We start from the raw sequence: 24530 nt of genomic DNA on the forward strand, positions 1-24530 counted from the left end.
TTAATTTAAAAAATTAAAATGAAAAATTCAGTTTTGCTATTGTCTTTGTTTCTTATTTGTGGAGCAGGATGGAGCCAATCAAAAAATAATAAAGCAGCTATTGATGCTAAAGTTTCAGAGTTATTATCAAAAATGACACTAGAAGAAAAAGTGGGACAAATGACTCAAATCACGGTCACCATTTTTGAAGACACAAAAAAACCAGGTTATTTTGATGCTGCAAAATTAAAGCAGGGAATTCAGGATTATCATATTGGTTCTATTTTGAATGTGCCAAATCCGGGTGCGCCAACTGTAAAAAGATGGCAGGAAACCATGACCGCGATTACAAATGAAGCCAATAAAACAAGATTAAAAATCCCTGTTTTATACGGAATCGACGCCATTCACGGCGCAAGTTATACAGCCGGAGCAACATTGTTTCCACAGCAAATAGGTTTGGCTGCGACTTTCAACACAGCTTTAGTAAAACGTGGAGCTGAAATTTCAGCTTACGAAACCAGAGCTTCATCAATTCCATGGGTTTTTTCTCCGGATTTAGATTTTCCAAGAAATCCTGCGTGGTCGAGAATGTGGGAATCTTTTGGAGAAGATGCTTATCTATCTTCAAAAATGGCAGTCGCTTTAGTAGATGGTTTTGAAGGAAACAACAATGTAGGTTCAAAATACAGCGTTGCTTCATGTATGAAACATTACATAGGTTACGGAAGCACAACAACCGGAAAAGATAGAACACCAAGCATTATACCGGAACGCATTCTAAGACAATACGATTTAACAATTTATCAGGCAGCAATCAAAGCCGGAGCAAAAAGTGTAATGGTAAGTTCAGGAGAAATCAACGGAACTCCCGTACACGCCAGCAAACATTTAATTACCGATATTCTTAAAAACGAACTAGGTTTTCAGGGCGTTGTTGTAACCGACTGGAAAGATATTATCTACTTAAATACCAGACATAAAGTTGCCGAAACCAAAAGAGATGCCGTGCGTATCGCTGTAATGGCAGGAATTGATATGAGCATGGTTCCGGAAGAATTTTCTTTTTATACAGATTTAGTTGATTTGGTAAAAAAAGGTGAAGTACCAATATCCAGAATTGATGATGCGGTAACAAGAATTTTGAGAATGAAATACGAATTGAATTTGTTCCAAAATACAGTAGCTGATTTTAAAGATTATCCAAAATTTGGTTCGGCAGAACACATTCAGGAAGCGTATAATACGGCTGCAGAATCGATTACTTTATTGAAAAATAAGGATGCCGTTTTACCTTTAAACAAAACAGAAAAAATTCTGGTTACAGGTCCAACTGCAAATAGCATGAAATACCTTAACGGAGGCTGGTCATACAATTGGCAAGGCGAAAACTCAGATACTTATGCCGCTGATAAATCAACAATACTGGAAGCTTTTCAAAATAAATTAGGCAAAGAAAATGTATTATACACAGCTGGTGCCGATCTTGAAAAAGAAGACGATGCCGAAATTCAGAAAGCCGTTGATTTGGCAAAAAATGCATCAAAAATAGTATTGTGTTTAGGAGAGAAAAATTATACAGAAACACCAGGAGACATCAGCGATATCTATATTAGTAAATCTCAAATAAAATTAGCGCTGGCCTTATCAAAATTAAACAAGCCAATTGTTTTAGTTTTAAATGAAGGAAGACCAAGATTAATTAGTGATTTTGAAGATAAAATGAGCGCTGTTGTTCAGTGTTATTTGCCAGGAAATGAAGGCGGAAGAGCATTAGTAGATATTCTTTACGGAGACATAAACCCAAGCGGAAGATTGCCTTATAATTATCCAAGATATCCAAACTCACTAGAGAAATACAACAGAAAATATACCGAAAGTATTTCTGAAGGAGAGCAAAATAACGATGCAACTTACGAGAAAAGTTATTTACCACAATTCGAATTTGGAACGGGATTATCGTACACCACTTTTTCTTATTCTAATTTAAAAATTGATAAAAGGGAAATCAGCAATACAGATGAAATCAATGTTTCTGTTGATGTTACAAATTCAGGAAAAAGAGCTGGAAAAGAGTCGGTTTTATTGTATTTGTCAGATAATTTTGCTTCGATAACTCCTGAATTTAAATCTTTGAAAAGATTCGAAAAAATCAGTCTAGAGCCAAACGAAACCAAAACAGTAAAATTTACTTTAAACCAAAAAGACCTTCAATTTGTAAACGAAGACCTAAAATGGATTTCCGAAAAAGGAACATTTACAGTTCAAATCGCCAATCAAAAAACGGATTTTTTACTAAAATAAATTAGTCTAATACATTCCTGCAAGGTTTTCAAAACCTTGTAGGTATTTTAAGTTTAAATTAAACACATAGAAACATAGATTTTATATTTAGAAATCAATAAAAAAGAGAATAAAAAGAAACTAGTTTCTCACACATAGTCCCGAAGCTTCGGGATGCATTAATACAAGTGAAACGCCTTTTGAACGCAAACTAAGCTATGTTTCTATGTGTTAAAATAATACACCCAAAGGATTAATATTTAAATAAAGGATGAAAAAGTTAATTATAACATTACAATTGTTGCTTTCAATTGCCGGTTCTGCACAAGGATTTTTGCACAGAGACGGACAAAATATTGTAGACGGCAACGGCAAAAATGTAATATTAAGAGGTTTGGGCGTTGGCGGCTGGATGGTGCAGGAAGGTTATATGTTGCAGACCCAGCCTTTTGCGAGTCCGCAATATATGATTAAACAAAAAATTCAGGAAGTTATTGGCGAAGAAGGGACAAAAGAATTTTATGCTGCTTATAAAGCAAACGGAATAACTAAAAGAGATGTTGATTCGCTGGCAAAATGGGGATTCAATTCCATTCGTTTGCCCATGCATTACAACCTATACACACCTCCAATTGAACAGGAAAAGAACGGCAAAATTACATGGATTGAAGAAGGTTTTACCATGACTGATAATTTAGTAAAATGGTGTGCTGAAAACAAAATGTATCTGATTCTTGATTTGCACGCTGCGCCGGGCGGACAAGGAAATGATGCTGCAATTTCAGATTACGATACTACAAAACCATCTTTATGGCAAAGTGAAGACAATCAGAAAAAAATGATTGCTTTATGGAAAAAACTCGCTTCACGTTACAGAGATAATCCGTGGATTGGTGCTTACGACATTATCAACGAACCCAACTGGAATTTTACCGGAACGAATAAAAATGGCTGCGACGAAAACGCAAACGGACCTTTAAGAGATTTAATGGTTCGCGTTACAAAAGCAATTCGCGAAGTCGATACCAACCATTTAATTTTTATTGAAGGAAATTGTTGGGGAAATAATTACAACGGAATTTTCCCTTTATGGGATGAAAATATGGCGTTGAGTTTTCACAAATACTGGAATTACAATACTACGGCTTCTATCCAGAAAATGCTCGATTACAGAAAACAATACAACGTTCCGATTTGGTTGGGCGAAAGCGGAGAAAACTCAAATGTTTGGTTTAAAGACGCGCTGACATTAGTAGAAACAAATAATATTGGATGGGCATTTTGGCCAATGAAAAAAATCGAAAATATTGCCGGAGTTACTTCTGTAACCAAAATTCCGGAATACGATGTTTTGCTAAAATATTGGAAAGACGGAGGAGAAAAACCATCGGCAGATTTTGCTAAAAAAACATTGATGAAAATGGCAGATAATTACAAAATGGAAAACCTAACTGTAAAACCGGATGTAATTGATGCAATGTTCAGGCAAGTACAAACCAATGATACAAAACCATACAAAAAACATATTATTCCCGGAAAAATTGCGGCAACACTTTATGATTTGGGAACGAATGGAAAAGCTTATTCAGACACAGATTTTGTGAATTACAGAGTCGAAACCGGAAATTTTGAAGAATGGAACAAAGGAAATTCAATGAGAAATGACGGAGTTGATATTTTGCCATGCAAAAATTCAGGTTCAAACGGTTATCAGGTTTCTTTTATTGAAGATGGAGAATGGCTGCAATATACGGTTGAAGTTTCAAAATCAAATGTATACAATGTAGCAATTCGTTATTCAAGTGAAAACTTAGAAGGAGAACTTCATTTAGAAATAGAAAACGGGAAAAAATCAGAACCAATTACGCTTGCTCCAACAGGAGGAAATGACAAATTTAAAACGGTTATTTTATCAGGAATTGAATTAAAAAAAGGTACAAATAAAATCAAAGTATTTTTTGATAACGGAGGTTTCAATTTGAATTATTTAGATTTCTCTGAAGTAAAAAAATAAAGAGCATATTCCTTTAGAAGTTAAATCTTGATAGTTAATTAACATAATTTTTAAATGAGTTTTTCTCTTTAAGACTACGGAAACACTAGTTTTACAGATTAAAATTTTTTAAATATGAAAAAGTTAAATAAAATTGTTTTAGTCGTATTCGTACTTTTTGTGAGTTTGTCATTTTATGGTCAAAATTTAAGAATGATGACCTATAATATTCGGTTAGATAATCCTTCAGATGAAGAAAATGCGTGGCCAAATCGAAAAGAATATTTTACGTCGCAAATACAATTTTACAGTCCTGATATTTTTGGCGTTCAGGAGGCTTTGCCAAATCAGGTTAACTATATAGCTTCGGCTTTGTCGGAATATAACAAATTTGGAATTGGAAGAGAAGAAAAAGAAGAAGGCGAAGCGTGTACGATTTATTATAAAAAAGACCGTTTTCAGGTACAAAACATAAATACATTTTGGTTGTCGGAAAACCCAAATGTAGTTTCCAGGGGTTGGGATGCTGCTTGTAACAGAGTCTGTACGTCGGCTCTTTTTAAAGATTTAAAGACAAAGAAGTTTTTTTGGGTTTTTAACGTGCATCTCGACCATATTGGAAACGAGGCAAGAATAAAAGGAGTACAATTGGTTCTTTCGAAAATAAAAGAATTCAACACAAAAAATTATCCTGTTTTTTTGATGGGGGATTTTAATTCAGAACCTGATACGCCTCAAATTACAGAGATAAAAAAAGTAATGGATGATACAAAAGATGTTTCAATAGAAAAACCTTTCGGACCATCAGGAACTTTTAATGATTTTGAACACAACAAGCCTGTAAACTTGCTTATAGATTATATTTTTATTTCTAAAAACAGCGGATTAAAAGTGCAGAAGCATGCCGTTTTAAGTGATTCTAAAGATTTAAAATATCCATCAGATCACTTGCCGGTTTATATTGAAATTAATTAAACTAAAATGAAAAAATTAACCACATTTGCCTTGTTGATGGTGTCGTTTTTTGCGGCCGCACAACAAGAAACAATCGATCAAAAAGTAAATGCTTTATTGAAAAAAATGACCATTGAAGAAAAAATAGGTCAGCTTAATCAATATACAGGCGATAATTCGGCAACAGGTCCAATTACCATAAATCCAAACAAACAAGCGGAGATAAAAGCTGGTTTAATAGGTTCGATGCTTAATGTTGTTGGAACAAAATATACCAGACAATATCAGGAATTAGCAATGCAGTCACGCCTTAAGATTCCGCTATTATTTGGTCAGGACGTAATTCACGGATATAAAACAACATTTCCAATTCCGTTAGCTGAAGCTGCAAGTTGGGATTTACAGGCAATTGAATTAGCTGCCAGAGTTGCTGCAACCGAGGCTTCTGCAAGTGGTATTCACTGGACATTTGCGCCAATGGTAGATATTGGCCGTGATCCGCGTTGGGGCCGTGTAATGGAAGGTGCGGGAGAAGACACTTATCTGGGTTCTAAAATTGCTTATGCAAGGGTAAAAGGTTTTCAGGGAAATAAATTGGGAGATTTAAACTCTGTTATGGCTTGCGTAAAACACTTTGCAGCTTATGGTGCTGCAACAGGCGGTAGAGATTACAACTCGGTTGACATGAGTGAAAGAATGTTGTTTGAAACCTATTTGCCTCCTTTTAAAGCAGCTTTAGATGCAGGTGCAGCCACTTTTATGAATTCATTTAATGACATTAACGGAATTCCGGCAACTGGAAATGTGCATTTACAACGTGACATTTTAAAAGGAAAATGGAACTTTCAGGGATTTGTAGTTTCAGATTGGGGTTCAATCGGAGAAATGGTAGCCCACGGTTATTCTAAAGATCTTAAAGCGGCTGCACTTTCTGCTATTACAGCCGGAAGTGATATGGATATGGAAAGTAACGCATACCGTTATAATTTAGCCGAATTAGTAAAAGAAGGAAAAGTATCTATTGATCTTATTGATGATGCTGTAAAACGTATTCTTCGTAAAAAATACGAATTAGGATTGTTTGAAAATCCGTATAAATATTCAGATGATAAAAGAGCTGAAAAAGCTTTGAATAATCCTGAAAACAGAAAAGCGGCGCTTGAAGTTGCCGAGAAAAGTATTGTTTTATTAAAGAATGAAAATCAAACTTTGCCACTTTCTAAAAGCCTTAAAACAATTGCATTTATTGGTCCAATGGTAAAAGAATACAAAGCCAATATGGGATTTTGGTCTGTAGAATTGCCAGACGTTGATTATGATAAATGGGTTGTTTCGCAATGGGATGGTTTACAAAATAAAGTGGGCAAAAACACCAAATTGCTTTACGCAAAAGGCTGTGAAGTAGATGGCGATAACAAAGATGGATTTGCAGAAGCTGTTGCAACTGCAAAACAAGCTGATGTTGTTATTTTGAGTATTGGTGAAAGACGCGATATGAGTGGTGAAGCAAAAAGCCGAAGTGATCTTCATTTACCAGGGGTTCAGGAAGATTTAGTGAAGGCAATTCAGGCAACAGGAAAGCCGGTTGTGGTTTTGGTAAATGCAGGGAGACCCCTTATTTTTAACTGGACTGCAGATAATATTCCGGCAATTGTGTACACTTGGTGGCTGGGAACTGAAGCAGGAAATGCGATCGCCAATGTTTTGTCTGGAGATTATAATCCGTCTGGAAAATTGCCAATGACTTTTCCGAGAGAAGTAGGGCAAGTGCCAATTTATTATAATCATTTTAGTACCGGAAGACCGGCTCCGAATGAAAATTCAACAGGTTATGTTTCTTCTTATATTGATTTGAAAAACTCACCAAAATTTCCTTTTGGATATGGTTTGAGTTATACAAAATTCAATTATTCCGATTTGAAATTATCTTCTGCTAAAATAAAAAGTAACGAAACCATTAAAGTTTCTTTTCAGTTATCAAATGTTGGAAAAGTTGCCGGAGAAGAAGTTGTGCAGTTGTATTTACAGGATAAATTTGGATCTGTAGTAAGACCGGTTTTAGAATTGAAAGATTTTCAAAAAGTAAAACTAAATGCAGGAGAATCTAAAACAATCGAATTTACAATCGACAAAGAAAAACTCTCTCTTTACAATGATAAAATAGAATGGGTTGCTGAACCTGGAGATTTTGAAGTAATGATTGGAGCTTCTTCAGCAGATATTAAATTAAAAGCAAATTTTGAATTAGTACAATAAATAGAATGTTAATTAATTGGCGTTATGGATTTTATAAACAGTTTTGAATTATTTCAAGACAGTATTTATAAAATCCATAGCGCCAATTCCTTTGTAAGAAGCGTATAACGCTTTATCAAAAGCTTCGCGTTTTGCTTTTTTATCTTTGGTTCCTGTTTCAACAAGCATCTCGTTGAAAATTCTTTCCTGCTCTTCGCTGTATTTTATAGAAGCTTCTAAAAGATCGTTTTTTGAAACTAATCCAAAAGAAGAACAGACCTTTTTAATAAGCCCTTTGTTGAGTTTTGTAAAATTTGGAATGCTCATAATTAATCAATTTATATTTCTAAATCTAATAGACTATTTGTTTTTATGTTTGTTACAAAAAGTCGTAATATTAAACCTGTAAATAAAGATTTTATCTTTAACTATTACTTTTGTAAGTACTTACTGTAACTTAAAGCAAAAAAACTGTTTAATGTGTTATTATGACGCAATGTAATTATTTTTTTAATTCAATTTCTATTTTAAGTAAAAATTGTGAATTCTACACTTCTAAATTATGGGCATGAAATATTGCTTCTTTAAAAAAATTCTGTCAATTTATAAAAATCCTTAAATTGCATGTTTAATTGAAATCAAATTTTAAAAAAGGCGAATGTCAAACGGATTTATAGAAAATAGCGAAAATTATCAACCGGGACTTTCAATTGATTGCGTTATTTTCGGATTTCACGATAACCAGCTTAAAGTTTTACTGATTAAAACCCCTTATGAAGATAAATGGTCTTTGCCCGGCGGATTTATTCCTCTGGATCAGGATATTGATACTGCGGCCAGTACAGTTTTAAATGGCAGAACCGGAATAGAAGGTATTTTTTTAAGGCAATTTGCAACTTTCGGAAAAGTAAAACGAAACGATCAGCATTTTAACAATGCCGTTTTAGAACATTTTAAAATTCCCAAAGAAGCGGGAAATTGGTTTACACAGCGTTTTGTAACAATTGGATATTATGCTTTGGTCGACTTTCTAAAAGCGATTCCGCAAAAAGATAATAGTCAGGAAATCATAGAATGGATTGACCATAAAGAAGTTCCTGAACTTATTTTGGATCACAAGGAAATTCTTGATAAAGCTTTGGATACGCTACGAATAGAATTGAATTTAATGCCAATTGGATATAATTTATTGCCCGAAAAATTTACGATTCCGGAACTTCAAAAATTATATGAAACCATTTTGGACAAACAACTTGACAGAAGAAACTTCCTGCGAAAAATAACCAACATCGGAATCCTGAATAAACTTGACGAAAAGAAAAGTAACGTTGCTCACAAAGCGCCAAACCTTTATACTTTTGATAAAGATAAATATGAAGAAGTTCTAAAAAATGGCTTGAATCAAGGTTGGTAATCCAAAGATTATGGTCAACAGAAACCCGACAGGTTTTTAAAACCTGTCGGGTTTACTTTACGGTTACCTCACAATTGTTCTAAAAGTTAAATTCACCCTTGGTTTTGTAGTTGTTTTTGTAGGTGGCAAACGATGCAGCCAATGTGTTTGTGTTTCATCTTTCATTACCAACAAACTTCCGTGTTCTAAAATTAATGAGACAACTTCTTTTGATTCTTTATGCTTAAAAGCAAACTTACGCTCAGCACCAAAACTTACCGAACCAATTGCGCCGTTCTTTTTTAAATCCTTTTCGGCATCGCTGTGCCACGCCATTCCTTCATCTCCGGAATGATATAAATTAAGCAAACAGGAGTTGAATGTTTCGCCTGTTTTTTTTTCAATAACCTTTTTTAATTCTAACAATTCCTTCGTCCACGGCAATGCTTTTTTGGTTGTATTCGAATAAGTATATTCAAACTCCGAATCTCCATACCAGGCAACTTTTCGTTTGGTCAGAATTAATTTTCCGAAGATTACGGCTTCGTCATTTTTCCATTCAATAGTATTTAAAAGAACATCTAAATAATGATTTGAATTTTCTCTCGAAAACAATTTTCCGTAATAATTTACAGTTCCATTTTTTGGAAGCAAGTTGGTAGTTTCGTTTATTTCGGGATTAAATAAGTCCATTTTTCCAGTTTTGATATTCGGTTTTCATACAATGTCCGCAAGGTCTGAAACCATTTTGTTTTGCTTCATTTTCAGATAAAAAGAAAACCCGATTTTCACGTTTCATTCTTTTTCCTGACGAACATTTTAAGGTTCCGTAGATTTTTAGTTTTTGGTTTCCACCAAAGCAAATTTCTGCATTTTTAATTTTATTTCGAAGATCTGAATCCAGAATTTCATTATGATAGATCATTTGTTTTTAGGTTTAAAGGTTCAAAGAAGCAGAGGTTCAAAGGTAAGGAGGCATTCGTAAACAAGGCTGTAAAATCTTTGTAGCTTTGTCCCTCTGACACTTTGTCTCTCTTTTCTTAAGACAACGCATCATGAAAAATAATTCCCAATGTATGTCTTTCGCCAGAATGAATTTCACTAACGCCATGTTTCATATTTACGCGATAATATCCTTTTGTACCTTTTACAGGTCTGAAATTGGTTGTAAAAACTAAAACATCACCTTTTTTGGGTTTCAAAACAATCGCTTTAGATTGCGCTCTGGGCGTTTGCTGTGTTAAGACAAATTCTCCACCAGTAAAATCTTCATCTGGCTCGTTGAGAAAAAGCACTATTTGAATAGGAAAATAAATATCTCCGTATAAATCCTGATGCAAAGTATTAAAACCGCTTTTACCATATTTTAGAATTAAAACAGTTGCTTTTAATTGATTGTTGGCGTGACATTGTTCGAGTAATTTTTCGTGCGTTTCAGGAAAAATAGTATTGATATTTAATGCTTTCATCCAGCCATTTGCAATTGGGGCTAACTTCGGATAAATAGAAGATCGAATATTTTGAATCAAATCAGGCAAAGGGTAATTAAAATATTTGTATTCGCCTAAGCCAAAACGATAACGTTCCATTACAACTGTTTTTCGGTATAAAGCCGGATTGTCATAATCGAATTTTAAATCTTCGCATTGTTCGTTATTTAATATGTTTGGAATAACTGCAAATCCATTTTCGTGCATAGATTCAGTGATGCTTTCCCAATTAAGAGAAGCAATTTTTGATTGTATATTTTGCATAAATAATTTTAGATTGAATTTTATATGACGAATTATTCACACAAGGCATATCTGTAGAGGCGCACAGCAGTGCGTCTACACAAAGATTGTCGTCATAAATTGTAAATAGAAATTTTAGATTATTGGATTTACCTGCGCACCTTCCCAGCCAATAATGGCTGTTTTTCGAGTATTGCCCCACATATAACCGCCAAAAATTCCAGACGATTGAATAACACGATGACACGGAATAAGGAAAGCTACGGGATTGCTTCCAATGGCAGTTCCAACGGCTCGGGATGCGTTTGGTTTTTCGATTTTCTGTGCAATAGAACCATAAGTCGAAAGTTGGCCCATTGGAATTTTAAGCAAGGTTTCCCAAACTTTCAATTGAAAATCAGTTCCTTTTAAATGCAGTTTGATTTCAGATAATTTACTCCAGTCATTTTGGAAAATGAAAAGGGCATTTTGTTGTGCTAAATCGAGTTTTCTTGAAAATGCTGCATTAGGAAATTTATGTTTTAAATCTTCAAATCCTCTTTTTTCATCTTCGGCAAAAGCCATAAAACAAACTCCCTTTTGTGTAGAAGCGACAATAATATTTCCAAAGGGACTTTCGGCAAAACTGAAATTAATTTGCAGGTTTTTACCGCCATTTTTATATTCAGCAGGCGTCATTCCTTCAATGTTTACAAACAAATCGTGAAGACGGCTTGTACCTGAAAGACCTGTTTCGTACGCTGTTTCAGAAATTGTAGCCTGATTTTCTTTAAGAAGTTTTTTAGCGTGTTCTAAACTTGTGTACTGCAAAAATTTCTTCGGACTTGTACCTGCCCATTCGCTAAAAAGCCTCTGAAAATGAAACGGACTCAAATGTACTTTTTCGGCAACTTCATCAAGATTGGGCTGGTCCTTAAAATTTGCTTTGATATAATCGATTGCTTCGGCGATACGATTATAATTGATGTTTTCTTGTGTGTTCATTTCTTCAATTTTATAATACAAATATCAGGTGGATTTTGCGGTTATAAAATCCGAAACTTGCGGAGTTCACTTTTGTTTGTTTCAAGTTTCAGGTTGTTGCGTAATCTGAAACTTGAAACTTGAAACCTGAAACAATTCAATTGTAATTTCATTTAAGATCCTCTTTTCTTGATGACGCGCTTATAAGTTTATATCCGTTTTTGGTTCTTAAAAACTCAAAATGATCTTGCCCTGATTCATTTTTATTCTGAGGAGAAATAACAATATTTTTTACAGGATTAATCCAGTCTTTCGCCTGACGACAATTATCAAAATATTGATCATATTCATCTGCTTCAAAGATGAATTTATTTAAGCTTTCAGAAAAAATATGATAATCACAATTTGTCGATTTTAATTCTAATAGTTTCGCTTTTATGAGTTTGTAATTTAGTTTCATAAACGCTTCTTTTGGTTTGGTTATCCAGCCGTCGTCATCGTCTTTCTTTTTCCAATACGTGATTTCATCGTAAGAGTGTTTCAGTAAATTTTCTTTTGATAAATCAGTAAGTAAGATGTTTTTAAGCCATTCTTTAAATTCCTTATCAAAATTGATAAACGAATAATATTGTCCATCAACGCCAAGGAAATTATCTCTGACAGGATCTGGATTTTTTTCTTTTGATTTTTCTAAAGAATAAAAATTCAACTCATCATTGAAGCCAAAATTTTCAATTAGAATTTTATTGTTAATGTCAATTAGAAATTCTTTTCCCCCAGTCCAAAAAAAATGTTCTCCATCTTTTTCTTTAACGGCATCTTTTAGAGCTATAATCATTCCGTTTCTAACTCTTGTTAAATCACTGTATTCAGCCGGAATTACGATTTTTCCATCTCCATTAAACAAACCCATTTTGTCTGTTTTAGGATCATTAAAGCGTATAAAGCCTTCATTTTCACAATCAGGACCATTGTCGAAAACATATAAACTGTCGCGTCCGACTATTTTTCCGGTTTTAGTTAGATAGTAGCTTTTCCAGTTTTCATTTTCTTCTTCGCTAACAGCAATTATATTTTCAAATTTATGAGCAATTGTGAAGCCCATAAATCTCGGTTCTATTTTGATGTTGCCGCTTTTATCTTTAAATCCTAAATGGGTTGTGTCTTTATCCCAAAATGAAATCCAGGTATCTTTATTTTGTGCTGATAAAGTAAAATTCAAACAAAGAAATATATAAAGAATAATTTTTTTCATGAGATTTATTTATCGGATATGAATTTCTAATTCATTGTTTTTTGCTTCTTCAAAACAATCAGAACATAATGTTTTAAAATCGGCTATGGTTTCAAAGGTATCATTCCATTCTTCTCCATTTTCTAATAACCATTGTTCACATGCACCACACCAGGCAATTTGCGGAAGGTCTTCTTCAGCCTCTGAATAGAAAAAACCAACTTTTTCTTTTTTGTCTATAGCCATTGCAATATGAATACAGGAAAAAGACATTTCTTTTGATCCATGTTGCTCGCATAAAACTTTTTCAATCATATTTTTGTGTTCGATGAGATTTAAACTCTGTTTTATAGCTAATATATAAATATAATCTGATTACTTCCTGAATAAAAAACAAAACCCGACAAGTTTTTAAAACTTATCGGGTTTGAATATGTAATAAAGAAATCGAGAGATTTAGAATCTAAAATCTAAACTCAGAAATCTAAAATTTACTAGTATCTGTAGTATTCTGGTTTGAATGGACCTTCAACCGGAACGCCAATATATGCAGCTTGGTCGTCACGTAAAGTTTCTAATTCAACTCCTAATTTAGCTAAGTGCAAAGCAGCAACTTTTTCATCTAAATGTTTTGGTAACATGTAAACGTCATTGTTGTAAGCAGCGCTGTTTTTCCATAATTCGATTTGTGCCAAAGTTTGGTTTGTAAATGAGTTACTCATTACAAAACTTGGGTGACCTGTAGCACAACCAAGGTTTACTAAACGACCTTCCGCAAGAATAATGATATCTTTTCCAGCGATAGTATATTTGTCAACTTGTGGTTTGATTTCGATTTTAGATGCACCGTGGTTTTTGTTCAACCAAGCCATATCAATTTCATTATCAAAGTGTCCGATGTTACAAACAACAGTTTTGTCTTTCATTTGTTCGAAATGAGATCCAAGAACGATATCTTTATTTCCTGTAGTTGTAATGATGATATCAGCATTAGCAATTACAGTGTTTAATTTTTTAACTTCATAACCGTCCATTGCAGCTTGTAAAGCACAAATTGGGTCAATTTCAGTAACAGTTACAATAGATCCTGCACCTCTGAAAGAAGCAGCAGTTCCTTTTCCAACATCACCGTATCCGCAAACGATAACTCTTTTTCCAGCTAACATTAAGTCAGTTGCACGACGTACAGCATCTACAGCAGATTCTTTACAACCGTATTTGTTATCAAATTTAGATTTCGTAACAGAGTCGTTAATGTTGATGGCAGGCATTGGTAAAGTTCCGGCTTTTACTCTTTCGTAAAGTCTGTGAACTCCAGTTGTAGTTTCTTCAGAAAGTCCTTTAATTTCAGGAACCAATTCTGGAAAACGATCAATAACCATGTTTGTTAAATCTCCACCGTCATCAAGAATCATGTTCAATGGTTTTCTGTCTTCACCAAAGAATAAAGTTTGCTCAATACACCAGTCAAATGATTGCTCATCAAGACCTTTCCAGGCATAAACCTGAATTCCTGCAGCAGCGATTGCAGCAGCAGCCTGATCCTGAGTAGAGAAAATGTTACAAGAAGACCAAGTAACTTCTGCACCAAGAGCGATTAAAGTTTCGATTAAAACTGCAGTTTGAATCGTCATGTGTAAACATCCAGCGATACGAGCACCTTTAAGAGGTTGTTCGTCTTTATATTCAGCACGAAGCGCCATTAAACCTGGCATTTCAGCTTCAGCTAGTTCAATTTCTTTTCTTCCCCAAGCCGCTAGAGAAATGTCTTTTACTTTGAAAGCCACAAAAGGCGTAGTTGTAGTACTCATTTATAGTGTATATTTGTATATTGTAAAATTTTTGCAAATTTACGGAATAGGTTTTTAATTTTGACTATTTCTGTAAGATTTGTGAAATGTTTAATTTCTTAATCTTTAGAACATTAGTTTCGAAATTAATTTTCACCATATAAGTGATGTAAGTTCATTTAAAAAAGATTCTGTTAAATGTACTTTCTTTACTAATTGCATTTTTTAGATTCATAACTGATAAGATTAGAAAAATCATAATTCACAACTCATATTCATAATTAAAAAGTAATGCCTTTATTTCAAACCATACAGTGTAACGAAACTACCAAACTTTTAATTTGGGAAATAACGGAATCTTTTGAGGAGTTATTGAGTAAAGTAGTTTTAAAAGAGAAAACACAGAATCGATTAAACGGAATGAAATCTCAATTGCATCAGCGTGCTTTTTTGAGTGTTCGTATGTTGATTCAGGAAATGGGTTTTACAGATCACGATTTGCATTATGACGAATTTGGAAAACCTTATTTTGATTGTCATAACTATATTTCGATTACACATTCGTATCATTTTGCGGCCATAATAATCAGTCACGAAACTGTTGGAATTGATATGGAATTGCAGCGCGAAAAAATACTTCGAATTGCCGATAAATTTGTTGATACCGAATTTGATTATTTAAATCAAAATGTTTTAGAAGAATACATAAAAAAACTTACCGTAATTTGGGGAGCAAAAGAAGCGATCTTTAAAATCAGAAATGAAAAAGGAATCAGTTTTAAAGATCATATTCAGGTTGAAGATTTTTCGTTAACCGAAAGTAGAACGGATGCAAGCCTTCATTTTGATAATCTTGTAAAAGACTTTGATGTGCATTACAAAGAAATTAAATCAGATAACTTTGATGATATTTTTACTTTGGTGTATGCCTTTGAGAAATAGGAAGTAGTTTGTGGACTAAATCCCTAACTCTTCGGATTTGAAATATGCACAATTTTGTGATTCCTATCTTCGGTCTAAAAGACAAAAGCTACACTTCGCTTTCTTTTTTTCGATGTTCAAACATACTCATATATAAAAAAGTACTCATTTTTCTGGCGCGACGTTTTAGTGTGTCTGCATTTTCGCCTTCAAAATGCTCATCGATAGTTTGAAACCAATGATTAAGCCAAATTCCGAATTCATTTGAAGTAATTTTTTCGCCAAAATGGGCATCAACTTCATTATGCACAGCATGCGGATTTCCTTTGTATTTTTTTACGGCAAATAAATTGGTTTCCCAAAAATCAGTCAGTTTTTCAAGATGTTTTTCCCAATCTTTTATCATCGTATTAAAATAAAAGCCGATTTCTTCGTCGGCTCTTATTTTAGCATAAAACTGATGTACCAGAAATTCGACATCGGCTCTATTTTCTATTTGTTTTTTCATAGTACAAAACTATTCAGAAATATAAAGAAAACACTTAATAGAGCACTTAAAATGATAAGGTTAAAAACTACTTTATGTTTCATTTGTGCTAAAATTGAAGTGTTGGCAAAAACAGAGGCTAAAACAATAATTGCCAATTGTATCATTTGTACAATAGAAGTTCCGTGTGAAAGAATGTACATTGCAGCTGCACCACCTAAACAGCTTTGACCAATTACAGCCATTGCAGCAGAACCCATATAGTTTTTGTTGAAATTTTCGAATGTTGTTTGATATAGTGTCATGATATTGAGATTTTTATACTACAAAGGTACATGCACTATACAACTCCATTTTATGACTTTAATCATAAAACAGAAACTTTTTTATCTGTATACTTTCCTGTTTATAATCTTCAAAACGCCTTTTTTTTCCAATGCTTTAATAGTTCTGATAACGGTTTCAACCCGTAAACCGGTTAAATCGCCAATTTGCTGTCTGGTAAAATTGATGAGGTATCCATTTTCATCCTTTTGGAAATTGAAATAAGCAATTCCGTGATCCATTAATTTTAAAACCCGATGTTCTGGTTCCTGCGTTGACATTTCTGCCGCCATAACCGATTTATAATATAATCGCTGCGCCAGATTCTGAATTATTTTAATACTTACGGAAGGATTTTCTTCCAGCAATTTCATGAAATTATTTTTTGAAAGAAGAAGAACTTCCGAATCTTCAACAGCAATTGCGTTAGCCGGATAATTTTGATTTAGAAACAAAGGCGGTTCCCCAAAAGATTGTTCCTTATAAAAGATTCCCTGAATAAATTCCCTTCCATCATCATTATAATTGCTCATTTTTACTTCGCCGGAAACGATTTGATAATAATAAGCGGGTAAATTTCCTTCTTCAAAAATAATAGCCATTTTATCAAAAACTTTCTTCAAAGCACCATATTTTTCTAATAATTCAGTAGGAATCATAATTTTGTTTTTTGGATTCTAAAAGCCTTCACACAAATATAATTCATTCAAAATTGTTCTTCTACATTAAAAAACTTTTACTTTTACGTCCATTATGCAACAAAAAATACCCAATATTTACGAGCAAATTATTCAGGCCAAAAACAATGGACAAAAATTGCTTGCCATTCTTTTAGATCCAGATAAGATTGTATTAGAAAATATAGAAAATTTATTGCTGAAAATTAATCAATCTCCGGCTACGCATATTTTTGTGGGCGGTAGTATTGTTCAGACAACAATTTTAGAAGAGTTAATTGCTCAATTAAAACAAAAGACAAATTTACCGGTGGTTATCTTTCCTGGAGATCCTTCACAAATCTCACCTCAGGCAGACGCTATTTTGTTTTTGTCATTAATATCAGGTAGAAATCCGGATTATTTAATAGAATATCAGGTTCAGGCGGCGCCAATTCTTAAAAAAATGAATCTTGAAGTAATCTCAACAGGATACATTTTAATCGAAAGCGGTAATGAAACAGCAGTGGCAAGAGTAAGTAAAACAGAGCCGTTAAATAGGGAGAATCTCGATTTGGTTTTGGCAACTTCACAAGCTGGAGAAATGTTAGGAAATAAATTAATTTATCTTGAAGCCGGAAGTGGTGCCAAAAAAGCGGTTCCATTCAAAATGATACAGCTAATTTCTCAAAGCGTTAAAATTCCTGTAATTGTTGGAGGAGGAATTGTAGATTTGCAAGGAATTCAGAATGCGTACAATGCCGGTGCAGATTTAGTGGTTATAGGAACAGCTTTCGAAAATAACAGCCGTTTTTTTGAGTCATAGAAATTAAATAATAGCTAAATACAACAACCCAAATGATTGATTTTTTTTTAGAAAGTTATAAAAATGCCCCTTTATGGCATATTGCTTTAGAGTTTCTGGTTTTTGTGTTCGGAATTTTAAGTGTTTGGTTTGCTAAAAAAGAGAACATTTGGGTATATCCAACAGGTTTAATTGCGACTGTAATTTCTGTTTATCTTTTATATATTGCCGGTTATATTGGCGATATGATTATTAATGGTTACTTTTCTGTAATGAGCATTTATGGCTGGTACGTTTGGGCAAAAGGAGGAACGGTCGAAGATAATTTACCTATAACACGAACAAATCTTTATGAAAAAATAATCGGTGTTATATTGTTTTTTGTGACCATTTTTGTAGTTTTCGGCATTTATAAATATTTTGATTACGAGATTCATAATGACAATTATGTTGATATGATTTCGTCGGGAATATTTTTTGCAGGAATGTGGTATATGGCCAGAAAAAAAATCGAAAACTGGACACTTTGGATTATTGGTGATATTATTGTTGTGCCTCTTTATGCTTATCGCGGCTTAGGAATGCTGTCACTTCAATATTTAATTTTTACAATTTTAGCTATTTCAGCTTATTTAGAATGGAGAAAAATCTTAGACAGCAAAAAACAGCTATAATAAAAATTGCTTTGTTTGGTCCTGAAAGTACAGGCAAAACAACTTTGGCAAAACAACTTGCCGCATATTACGAAACGGAATGGGTTCCTGAGTTTGCACGTGATTATTTGCAAAAAAGATGGGAAGAAAACCAACATATATGTGAGGCAGATGATATGCTTCCAATTGCATACGGACAAATGTCATTAGAAAATGAAAAACTTTCTTCGGCAAAGAAATACTTGTTTTGCGATACCAATTTAATGGTTACAAAAGTTTTTTCTGAAATATATTATGGTTTTTGTGATCCTCTTTTAAATGAAGAAGCATTAGAACATGAATACGATTTATTTTTCCTGACAGATATAGATGTTCCTTGGGAAAAAGATGATATTAGAGATAAGCCAGAAGGAAGAGAAACTGTTTTTTCGGTTTTTAAACAAACTCTAATAGATAATAAAAAACCATTTATTACCCTTTCGGGGAATAAAGAAAGCCGCTTGGCAAAAGCCGCAATTATTATTGATAACCTGACAATTGCCAAAGAACACGGATTTTCATCTTCTGATTTTGTTGAAATTTACAATCACGGAGTTTCTATTGAAAGTGTTTTAAAGCAACTGGAAATTTTTAAAAACGGAATTTTAAAGAGTAATTTAATAAGTCCGGCTACAATTAGTAATGGAATTTTAAATTTAACAGAAATTGATTTTGAAGCAAAAGCTCGTTTTTTTGATCTTCAAAAATCAAAATTAAAATTAAAGAAATTTGTTCCGGCATCTGGTGCAGCAAGTCGAATGTTTAAGTTTTTGACTACTTTTTTGAATGATTTTGATCTTCAAAAAGAAACTATAAATGCTTACATAAACAGAAAAAAAGATAGTGATTTGTCTATTTTTATTGTAGCAATGGAAAAGTTTCCTTTTTTTGAAGCTGTAGACAAAAGGCTTAGAGAAGTTTATCCTGATTTTGAAACTTTAGACACAGATTACAAAAATTATTATTTCATAAAATTATTATTATCTCCTGACTATTTTGATTTTGCAAATAAGCCCAAAGCAGTTTTACCGTTTCATCACTATCAAACCCATATTGCAACCCCAATAGAAGAACATTTGAATGAATGTGTGCATTATGCTACAGCCGATCAAATATCAAACTTACACTTTACGGTTTCAGAAATTCATCAGTCTCAATTTGAAAAAGCGGTTGATTTGGTTCAGGGTAACATAGAAAAACAGGCCAAAACTAAAATTAATATTGGATATTCTTATCAAAATAAAACTACAGACTCTATTACAGTCGATGTTGATAATGAATTAGTTAGAAATAAAAATGGAGAATTGGTTTTTAGACCTGGAGGACATGGAGCACTAATCGAAAATTTGAATAGACTTGATTCAGATATTATTTTTATTAAAAATATAGATAACGTAATTCAAAATCATATTGATAAAATTGCGTTGTACAAGAAAGGTCTTGCGGGAATTTTAATTGAAATTCAGCAAAACGTTTTTGGTTATTTAAAAGCTATTGAAGAACAGCATATAAAAGAGAGCAACGTTGTTGAAATTGTTCAGTTTTTAAAAGAACAGTTGAATATTAATTTGACAAATGATTTTAATAAATTTACGTTTGAAAATAAAATTATTAAAATTAAAGAACTATTAGACAGACCAATAAGGGTTTGCGGAATGGTGAAAAATGAAGGAGAACCAGGAGGAGGTCCTTTTTGGGTTATGGATGAAAAAGGAACAGTTTCACTTCAGATTGTAGAAACATCTCAGGTAGATTTAAAAAACAAGAAACAGCGTCAAATTTTAGCGGAAGCTACCCATTTTAATCCCGTTGATTTAGTTTGCGGAATCAAAAATTATAAAAACGAAAAATTTGACCTCACTCAATTTGTAGATCATAAAACAGGATTTATTGTAGAGAAAAGTGTTGATGGAAAAATAGTTAAAAGTTACGAATTGCCTGGTTTATGGAACGGTGAAATGTCAAATTGGATAACTATTTTTGTTGCTGTTCCATTAATTACTTTTAGTCCTGTAAAAACAGTAAATGACTTATTAAAACCGGCACATCAGCCACAGTAATGGATTCAGAAAAAATCATATCAGAGTTAAATTTTAAAGCCGTTCGCAGCAGTGGCGCCGGCGGACAAAATGTAAATAAAGTTTCTTCGAAAGTGGTTTTGACTTTTGATTTAAACGCTTCTCAGGTTTTATCTGAAGAAGAGAAATTACTTTTGCAAACTAATATTGCCCCGCGCTTAACATCTGAAAATATTCTGATTTTAAACTGTGACGAAGACCGAAGTCAGCTTAAAAATAAAGAAATTGTTGTAAAACGTTTTTTAGAAATCATTAAAAAAGGATTGTTTGTTCCGAAAGTTCGTAAAGCAACCAAGATTCCAAAATCAGTAATTAAAAAGAGAATTAAGGATAAAAAGAATATCTCTGAGATAAAGCAATCTCGAAGAAAACCGAACTTAGATTAAATTTCAAAATAAATTCCAATTATTAAATTCCAAATTCCAATTGAAAACTACATAAGTAAGTCTTTTGAAATTTGGAATTTCTTTTTTTTGAATTTAAATTAAAAGTAAGTTTTTGGAATTTGGAATTTGATTTTTGGAATTTTTAACTTTACATTTGCACTGTCTCAAAGGGGTGCTCTAAATAACGAGCTGAGATCATACCCAAAGAACCTGAGCGAGTAATGTTGCTAAGGGAAAAAACGACAATTGTTAGTGTGCACACTATATTTTGTTGTAAGAAACACATTTATTAATTTAACAAAAAGAATAATTCCCCCTTTTATTCGTAATTTTTTACGGATGAAAACATTTTTTGAAGGCACTGAGGTGCTAAGTTACAAAGGTTCTAAGTCTCATCAATTGAGCAAAACCAAATCTATTTTCTTTCTTCTATTTTCTTTCTTCTGTACTCTAATTTCTTTCGCACAAACGCAGGACTCTACGAGGGTAAATTCTCTCGATGAGGTTTTGGTTTCCGCTGTTCGTGTTACTGCAAAAACGCCGGTTACGTTTAGTAATTTGGATAAAAAAGATATTAAATACAGAAATCTTGGTCAGGATATTCCAATTTTAATGAACTATTTACCATCTGTTGTTACGACTTCTGATGCAGGAAATGGTTTTGGATATACCGGAATCAGAGTCCGCGGAAGCGATGCCACAAGAGTAAATGTTACCATCAATGGAATTCCGTACAATGATGCTGAAAGTCAAGGAACATTCTGGGTAAATATGCCCGATTTTGCTTCTTCTGTAGAAAGTTTGCAATTGCAGCGCGGTGTAGGGACATCTACAAACGGTTCTTCAGCTTTTGGAGCCAGTTTAAACATGCTCACTGATAATTATGCTTTTAAAGCAAATGGCGAAGTCTCCAGTTCTTACGGAAGTTTCAATTCTAGAAAAAATACTGTAAAATTTAGTACAGGTTTATTAAACGATCATTTTGAATTGGCAGGACGATTGTCTACACTAAAATCTGATGGTTATATTGACAGAGCAAGTTCTGATTTAAAATCTTATTTTTTACAGGGAACTTATGTTGGTAAAACTACTTTAATCAAAGCATTAGTTTTTGGCGGAACCGAAAAAACATACCAATCCTGGAATGGGATCGATGCTGAAACTTTAAATACAAACCGTACTTTCAATTCTGCAGGAATGTACACTGATGAAGCAGGAAATACTCGTTTTTATGACAATGAAACTGATAATTACCAACAAGATCATTATCAATTGCATTGGAACGAATCTTTTTCGGATAAATGGAGCACGAATTTAGCGGTACATTATACAAAAGGAAAAGGATATTACGAAAATTACAAAGAAGATGCCGATATGAAGGAGTATGGTTTACTGCCTATTGAGGCAATAACTACAACCGATTTAGTACGCCAAAAATGGTTAGACAATGATTTTTACGGAACTACATTTTCTGTAAAATATAAAGACGAAAAATTTGACGTGATCTTTGGCGGAGGCTGGAATAAATATGAAGGCGATCATTATGGCAAAGTAATCTGGGCAAGATATGCTTCTCAATCAGAGTTAGGGGATCATTATTATGATGATTTTTCGACAAAAACAGACGGAAATATTTTCGCGAAAGCAAATTATCAATTCACAGAAAAATTGAGTTTTTACGGAGATTTACAATATAGAAATGTACAGTATAAAGCTAATAGTATTGAAACAGGCTTGGTAGATGATAACTTTAATTTCTTCAATCCAAAAGCGGGATTGAATTACGAAATCAATCAAAAAAACACGCTTTACTTTTCATACGCCAGAGCAAATCGCGAACCAAACAGAACCGATTATGAAGGTGGAAATGTAAAGCCGGAAAAATTAAATGATTTTGAATTAGGCTGGAGATTCAATTCAGAGAAATTTCAACTGAATTCGAACTTCTATTATATGGCTTACAAAGATCAATTAATTTTAACAGGAACACTGGATGATGTTGGATCTCCAATTCGTTCAAATAGTGAAAAAAGTTATCGTTTAGGATTTGAAGTTGATGCAACAATCAAACTTTCAGAAAAATTTATGCTGCGTCCAAACTTTACTTTAAGCAGTAATAAAAATGTTGATTTGGCTGTAGAAGGACAAAATTACGGAACCACGTCTATTGCATATTCACCAGAAGTAATTGCAGGAAATATTATTGTTTACAGTCCGATTGAAAATTTACATATTTCATTATTACAAAAATATGTTGGCGAACAATACATGAATAATATAGAATTACCGGAAGCTAAGCTTGCTGATTATTTTGTAAATGATCTAAATGTATCTTTTGAAATCAAACCAAAATCTATTTTTAAATCAATAATGATTACAGGTTTGGTAAATAATGTTCTGGACAAAAAATATGTTTCAAACGGATATATGTATGACGTTTACCCATACTATTATCCTCAGGCGGGGATTAATTTCCTGGCAGGATTAACTTTAAAATTCTAAAAAAAGGAGCAGAAACAAAAAAGCCTGAAAAATTTAACTTTCAGGCTTTTTTTATTTAGTTATATACGTGAACAGAACTTCCGGATAATTCTGCCCGATATTGTTTCATCGGGTATTCCTGTCCGCCAAGTCCTGTAAATAAATTGTAAGATGTTTTGTCGCAAGAACAAACGGCATAAATACCGTCAATTGTCATGGCAACACAAGAAGTTAAGGCCTGATTTGGGCATGCAGCATCAAAAGCGGTATAAGTTCCTTCGCCTGTTTTCATTACAATAATACCTTTTGCTCCATAATTTGGAACATAAACCGGGCTGCTCACATATAAAAGGTTATTGTACGATGGCAAACTTGTATTAAGATAAGCATTTACTGCATAATTAGGAATATTAGGATTGTTGTTGCTTTTATTACTATCACTACAAGAGAAAAAGACACAAGTTAATACGATAAAGAGCCAGAATTTTTTCATTATTTTAAAAAGTATTAGTGAAACAAAATTAAATTATTTAGTTTTGAATTCTATATGATTAACATATAATTATGTACTATTAAAAATAATAGTATATTTGTAATAAGAAATCCCGTCCCGATGGGATTTTTTGTATTTATATAAACGATGAAGTTATGAGTAAAGTATCTTATTATACAGCAGAAGGATTAAAAAAGCTAAAAGATGAGTTGGAGCATTTGAAAAGTGTAATGCGACCAAAGGCATCTCAAGACATAGCAGAGGCAAGAGACAAAGGTGATTTATCTGAAAATGCAGAATACGATGCCGCTAAAGAAGCACAAGGTTTATTAGAAATGAGAATTTCTAAATTAGAAGAAGTGTATTCAAATGCAAGATTAATAGACGAATCACAACTTGATGTTTCGAAAGCTTTGGTACTTTCTAACGTAAAAATTAAAAACCAAAGTAACGGGATGGAAATGAAATATACACTTGTTGCTGAAAGTGAAGCTGATTTGAAAACCGGAAAAATTTCGGTAACATCTCCTATTGGAAAAGGTTTACTAGGAAAATCAGTTGGAGAAGTGGCAGAAATCACCGTGCCAAATGGAGTTTTGAAATTTGAAATCCTTGAAATTTCAAGAGACTAAATTATAAATGTTTAATTG

At 33.1% G+C, this 24530-nt stretch carries 24 protein-coding genes; 12 read left to right on the forward strand and 12 right to left on the reverse strand.

Annotated elements, in window-relative coordinates:
* The first annotated feature begins 18 nt into the window (after positions 1-18).
* The 4 genes from BUE22_RS10310 (at position 19) to BUE22_RS10325 (ending at position 7465) form a co-directional block, all read left to right on the forward strand.
* Positions 19-2283 carry a glycoside hydrolase family 3 N-terminal domain-containing protein gene (locus tag BUE22_RS10310; protein ID WP_073394953.1) on the forward strand — a complete coding sequence of 755 codons (2265 nt, stop codon included), beginning with the start codon at positions 19-21 and terminating at the stop codon, positions 2281-2283.
* Between the two features lie 250 nt (positions 2284-2533).
* Positions 2534-4276: a cellulase family glycosylhydrolase gene (locus BUE22_RS10315; protein ID WP_073394954.1), complete on the forward strand. Its 1743-nt coding sequence runs from the start codon at positions 2534-2536 to the stop codon at positions 4274-4276.
* A gap of 114 nt (positions 4277-4390) precedes the next feature.
* Complete coding sequence (locus BUE22_RS10320) at positions 4391-5230, forward strand: endonuclease/exonuclease/phosphatase family protein (protein ID WP_073394955.1); 840 nt, start codon at positions 4391-4393, stop codon at positions 5228-5230.
* 6 nt (positions 5231-5236) lie between these two features.
* Positions 5237-7465 (forward strand): glycoside hydrolase family 3 N-terminal domain-containing protein, encoded by a 2229-nt coding sequence (locus BUE22_RS10325; RefSeq protein ID WP_073394956.1) that lies wholly within the window; start codon positions 5237-5239, stop codon positions 7463-7465.
* Positions 7466-7513: 48 nt separating this feature from the next.
* Here the strand turns inward: BUE22_RS10325 and BUE22_RS10330 are convergent, their stop codons facing one another.
* The gene (locus tag BUE22_RS10330) at positions 7514-7771 is read right to left on the reverse strand and encodes a hypothetical protein (protein WP_073394957.1); all 258 of its coding nucleotides are present in this window, start codon (positions 7769-7771) and stop codon (positions 7514-7516) included.
* 331 nt (positions 7772-8102) lie between these two features.
* Between BUE22_RS10330 and BUE22_RS10335 the strand changes: the two genes are divergently transcribed.
* Complete coding sequence (locus BUE22_RS10335) at positions 8103-8858, forward strand: NUDIX hydrolase (RefSeq protein ID WP_073394958.1); 756 nt, start codon at positions 8103-8105, stop codon at positions 8856-8858.
* A gap of 63 nt (positions 8859-8921) precedes the next feature.
* Here the strand turns inward: BUE22_RS10335 and BUE22_RS10340 are convergent, their stop codons facing one another.
* The 7 genes from BUE22_RS10340 to ahcY all read right to left on the reverse strand — a co-directional run bounded on the left by BUE22_RS10340 (position 8922) and on the right by ahcY (position 14578).
* A complete protein-coding gene (locus tag BUE22_RS10340) occupies positions 8922-9530 on the reverse strand; it encodes an alpha-ketoglutarate-dependent dioxygenase AlkB family protein (protein WP_073394959.1) in 609 nt (202 codons plus the stop codon).
* Positions 9517-9762, reverse strand: coding sequence for an Ada metal-binding domain-containing protein (locus BUE22_RS10345; protein WP_073394960.1), 246 nt, complete (start codon positions 9760-9762; stop codon positions 9517-9519). The genes BUE22_RS10340 and BUE22_RS10345 overlap by 14 nt, the downstream gene beginning before the upstream one ends.
* 115 nt (positions 9763-9877) lie before the next feature.
* Positions 9878-10591: a 2OG-Fe(II) oxygenase gene (locus BUE22_RS10350; RefSeq protein ID WP_073394961.1), complete on the reverse strand. Its 714-nt coding sequence runs from the start codon at positions 10589-10591 to the stop codon at positions 9878-9880.
* Positions 10592-10705: 114 nt separating this feature from the next.
* On the reverse strand, positions 10706-11554 hold the full coding sequence (locus BUE22_RS10355; RefSeq protein WP_073394962.1) for a bifunctional helix-turn-helix domain-containing protein/methylated-DNA--[protein]-cysteine S-methyltransferase: 849 nt from the start codon (positions 11552-11554) through the stop codon (positions 10706-10708).
* A gap of 148 nt (positions 11555-11702) precedes the next feature.
* Positions 11703-12788 carry a WG repeat-containing protein gene (locus BUE22_RS10360; protein WP_207761263.1) on the reverse strand — a complete coding sequence of 362 codons (1086 nt, stop codon included), beginning with the start codon at positions 12786-12788 and terminating at the stop codon, positions 11703-11705.
* Between the two features lie 9 nt (positions 12789-12797).
* Positions 12798-13082: a hypothetical protein gene (locus BUE22_RS10365; RefSeq protein ID WP_073394963.1), complete on the reverse strand. Its 285-nt coding sequence runs from the start codon at positions 13080-13082 to the stop codon at positions 12798-12800.
* A gap of 179 nt (positions 13083-13261) precedes the next feature.
* A complete protein-coding gene (gene ahcY, locus BUE22_RS10370) occupies positions 13262-14578 on the reverse strand; it encodes an adenosylhomocysteinase (RefSeq protein WP_073394964.1) in 1317 nt (438 codons plus the stop codon).
* 270 nt (positions 14579-14848) lie between these two features.
* On the opposite strand from ahcY, the gene BUE22_RS10375 reads away from it, so the two are divergent.
* Entirely contained in the window at positions 14849-15499 is a 651-nt protein-coding gene (locus tag BUE22_RS10375; protein WP_073394965.1) for a 4'-phosphopantetheinyl transferase family protein, read from the forward strand.
* Positions 15500-15587: 88 nt separating this feature from the next.
* Here BUE22_RS10375 and BUE22_RS10380 read toward each other — a convergent pair whose 3' ends face one another.
* From BUE22_RS10380 to BUE22_RS10390, 3 genes are all read right to left on the reverse strand, one after another.
* On the reverse strand, positions 15588-15986 hold the full coding sequence (locus tag BUE22_RS10380) for a group III truncated hemoglobin (protein WP_073394966.1): 399 nt from the start codon (positions 15984-15986) through the stop codon (positions 15588-15590).
* Positions 15983-16270, reverse strand: a complete 288-nt coding sequence (locus BUE22_RS10385) for a hypothetical protein (RefSeq protein WP_042566229.1) — start codon at positions 16268-16270, stop codon at positions 15983-15985. The genes BUE22_RS10380 and BUE22_RS10385 overlap by 4 nt, the downstream gene beginning before the upstream one ends.
* An 81-nt stretch (positions 16271-16351) precedes the next feature.
* Positions 16352-16948 carry a Crp/Fnr family transcriptional regulator gene (locus BUE22_RS10390; protein WP_073394967.1) on the reverse strand — a complete coding sequence of 199 codons (597 nt, stop codon included), beginning with the start codon at positions 16946-16948 and terminating at the stop codon, positions 16352-16354.
* 94 nt (positions 16949-17042) lie between these two features.
* Here BUE22_RS10390 and BUE22_RS10395 point away from each other — a divergent pair, with 94 nt between their 5' ends.
* The 5 genes from BUE22_RS10395 to BUE22_RS10415 all read left to right on the forward strand — a co-directional run bounded on the left by BUE22_RS10395 (position 17043) and on the right by BUE22_RS10415 (position 23408).
* On the forward strand, positions 17043-17771 hold the full coding sequence (locus BUE22_RS10395; RefSeq protein ID WP_073394968.1) for a phosphoglycerol geranylgeranyltransferase: 729 nt from the start codon (positions 17043-17045) through the stop codon (positions 17769-17771).
* A 32-nt stretch (positions 17772-17803) separates the two neighbouring features.
* Complete coding sequence (gene pnuC / locus BUE22_RS10400) at positions 17804-18424, forward strand: nicotinamide riboside transporter PnuC (protein WP_073394969.1); 621 nt, start codon at positions 17804-17806, stop codon at positions 18422-18424.
* Positions 18388-20502, forward strand: coding sequence for a DUF4301 family protein (locus BUE22_RS10405; protein WP_073394970.1), 2115 nt, complete (start codon positions 18388-18390; stop codon positions 20500-20502). The genes pnuC and BUE22_RS10405 overlap by 37 nt, the downstream gene beginning before the upstream one ends.
* Positions 20502-20906, forward strand: a complete 405-nt coding sequence (gene arfB / locus BUE22_RS10410) for an alternative ribosome rescue aminoacyl-tRNA hydrolase ArfB (protein ID WP_073394971.1) — start codon at positions 20502-20504, stop codon at positions 20904-20906. Before BUE22_RS10405 ends, arfB begins: the two co-directional genes overlap by 1 nt.
* Positions 20907-21245: 339 nt before the next feature.
* Positions 21246-23408: a TonB-dependent receptor gene (locus BUE22_RS10415; RefSeq protein WP_073394972.1), complete on the forward strand. Its 2163-nt coding sequence runs from the start codon at positions 21246-21248 to the stop codon at positions 23406-23408.
* Positions 23409-23463: 55 nt separating this feature from the next.
* Here the strand turns inward: BUE22_RS10415 and BUE22_RS10420 are convergent, their stop codons facing one another.
* Positions 23464-23880: a Rieske (2Fe-2S) protein gene (locus BUE22_RS10420; RefSeq protein WP_042566236.1), complete on the reverse strand. Its 417-nt coding sequence runs from the start codon at positions 23878-23880 to the stop codon at positions 23464-23466.
* Between the two features lie 155 nt (positions 23881-24035).
* Here BUE22_RS10420 and greA point away from each other — a divergent pair, with 155 nt between their 5' ends.
* Positions 24036-24512, forward strand: a complete 477-nt coding sequence (greA, locus tag BUE22_RS10425) for a transcription elongation factor GreA (RefSeq protein ID WP_035623677.1) — start codon at positions 24036-24038, stop codon at positions 24510-24512.
* Positions 24513-24530 lie beyond the last annotated feature (18 nt).

The organism is Flavobacterium pectinovorum (assembly GCF_900142715.1).
Taxonomy (GTDB): Bacteria; Bacteroidota; Bacteroidia; order Flavobacteriales; family Flavobacteriaceae; genus Flavobacterium; species Flavobacterium pectinovorum.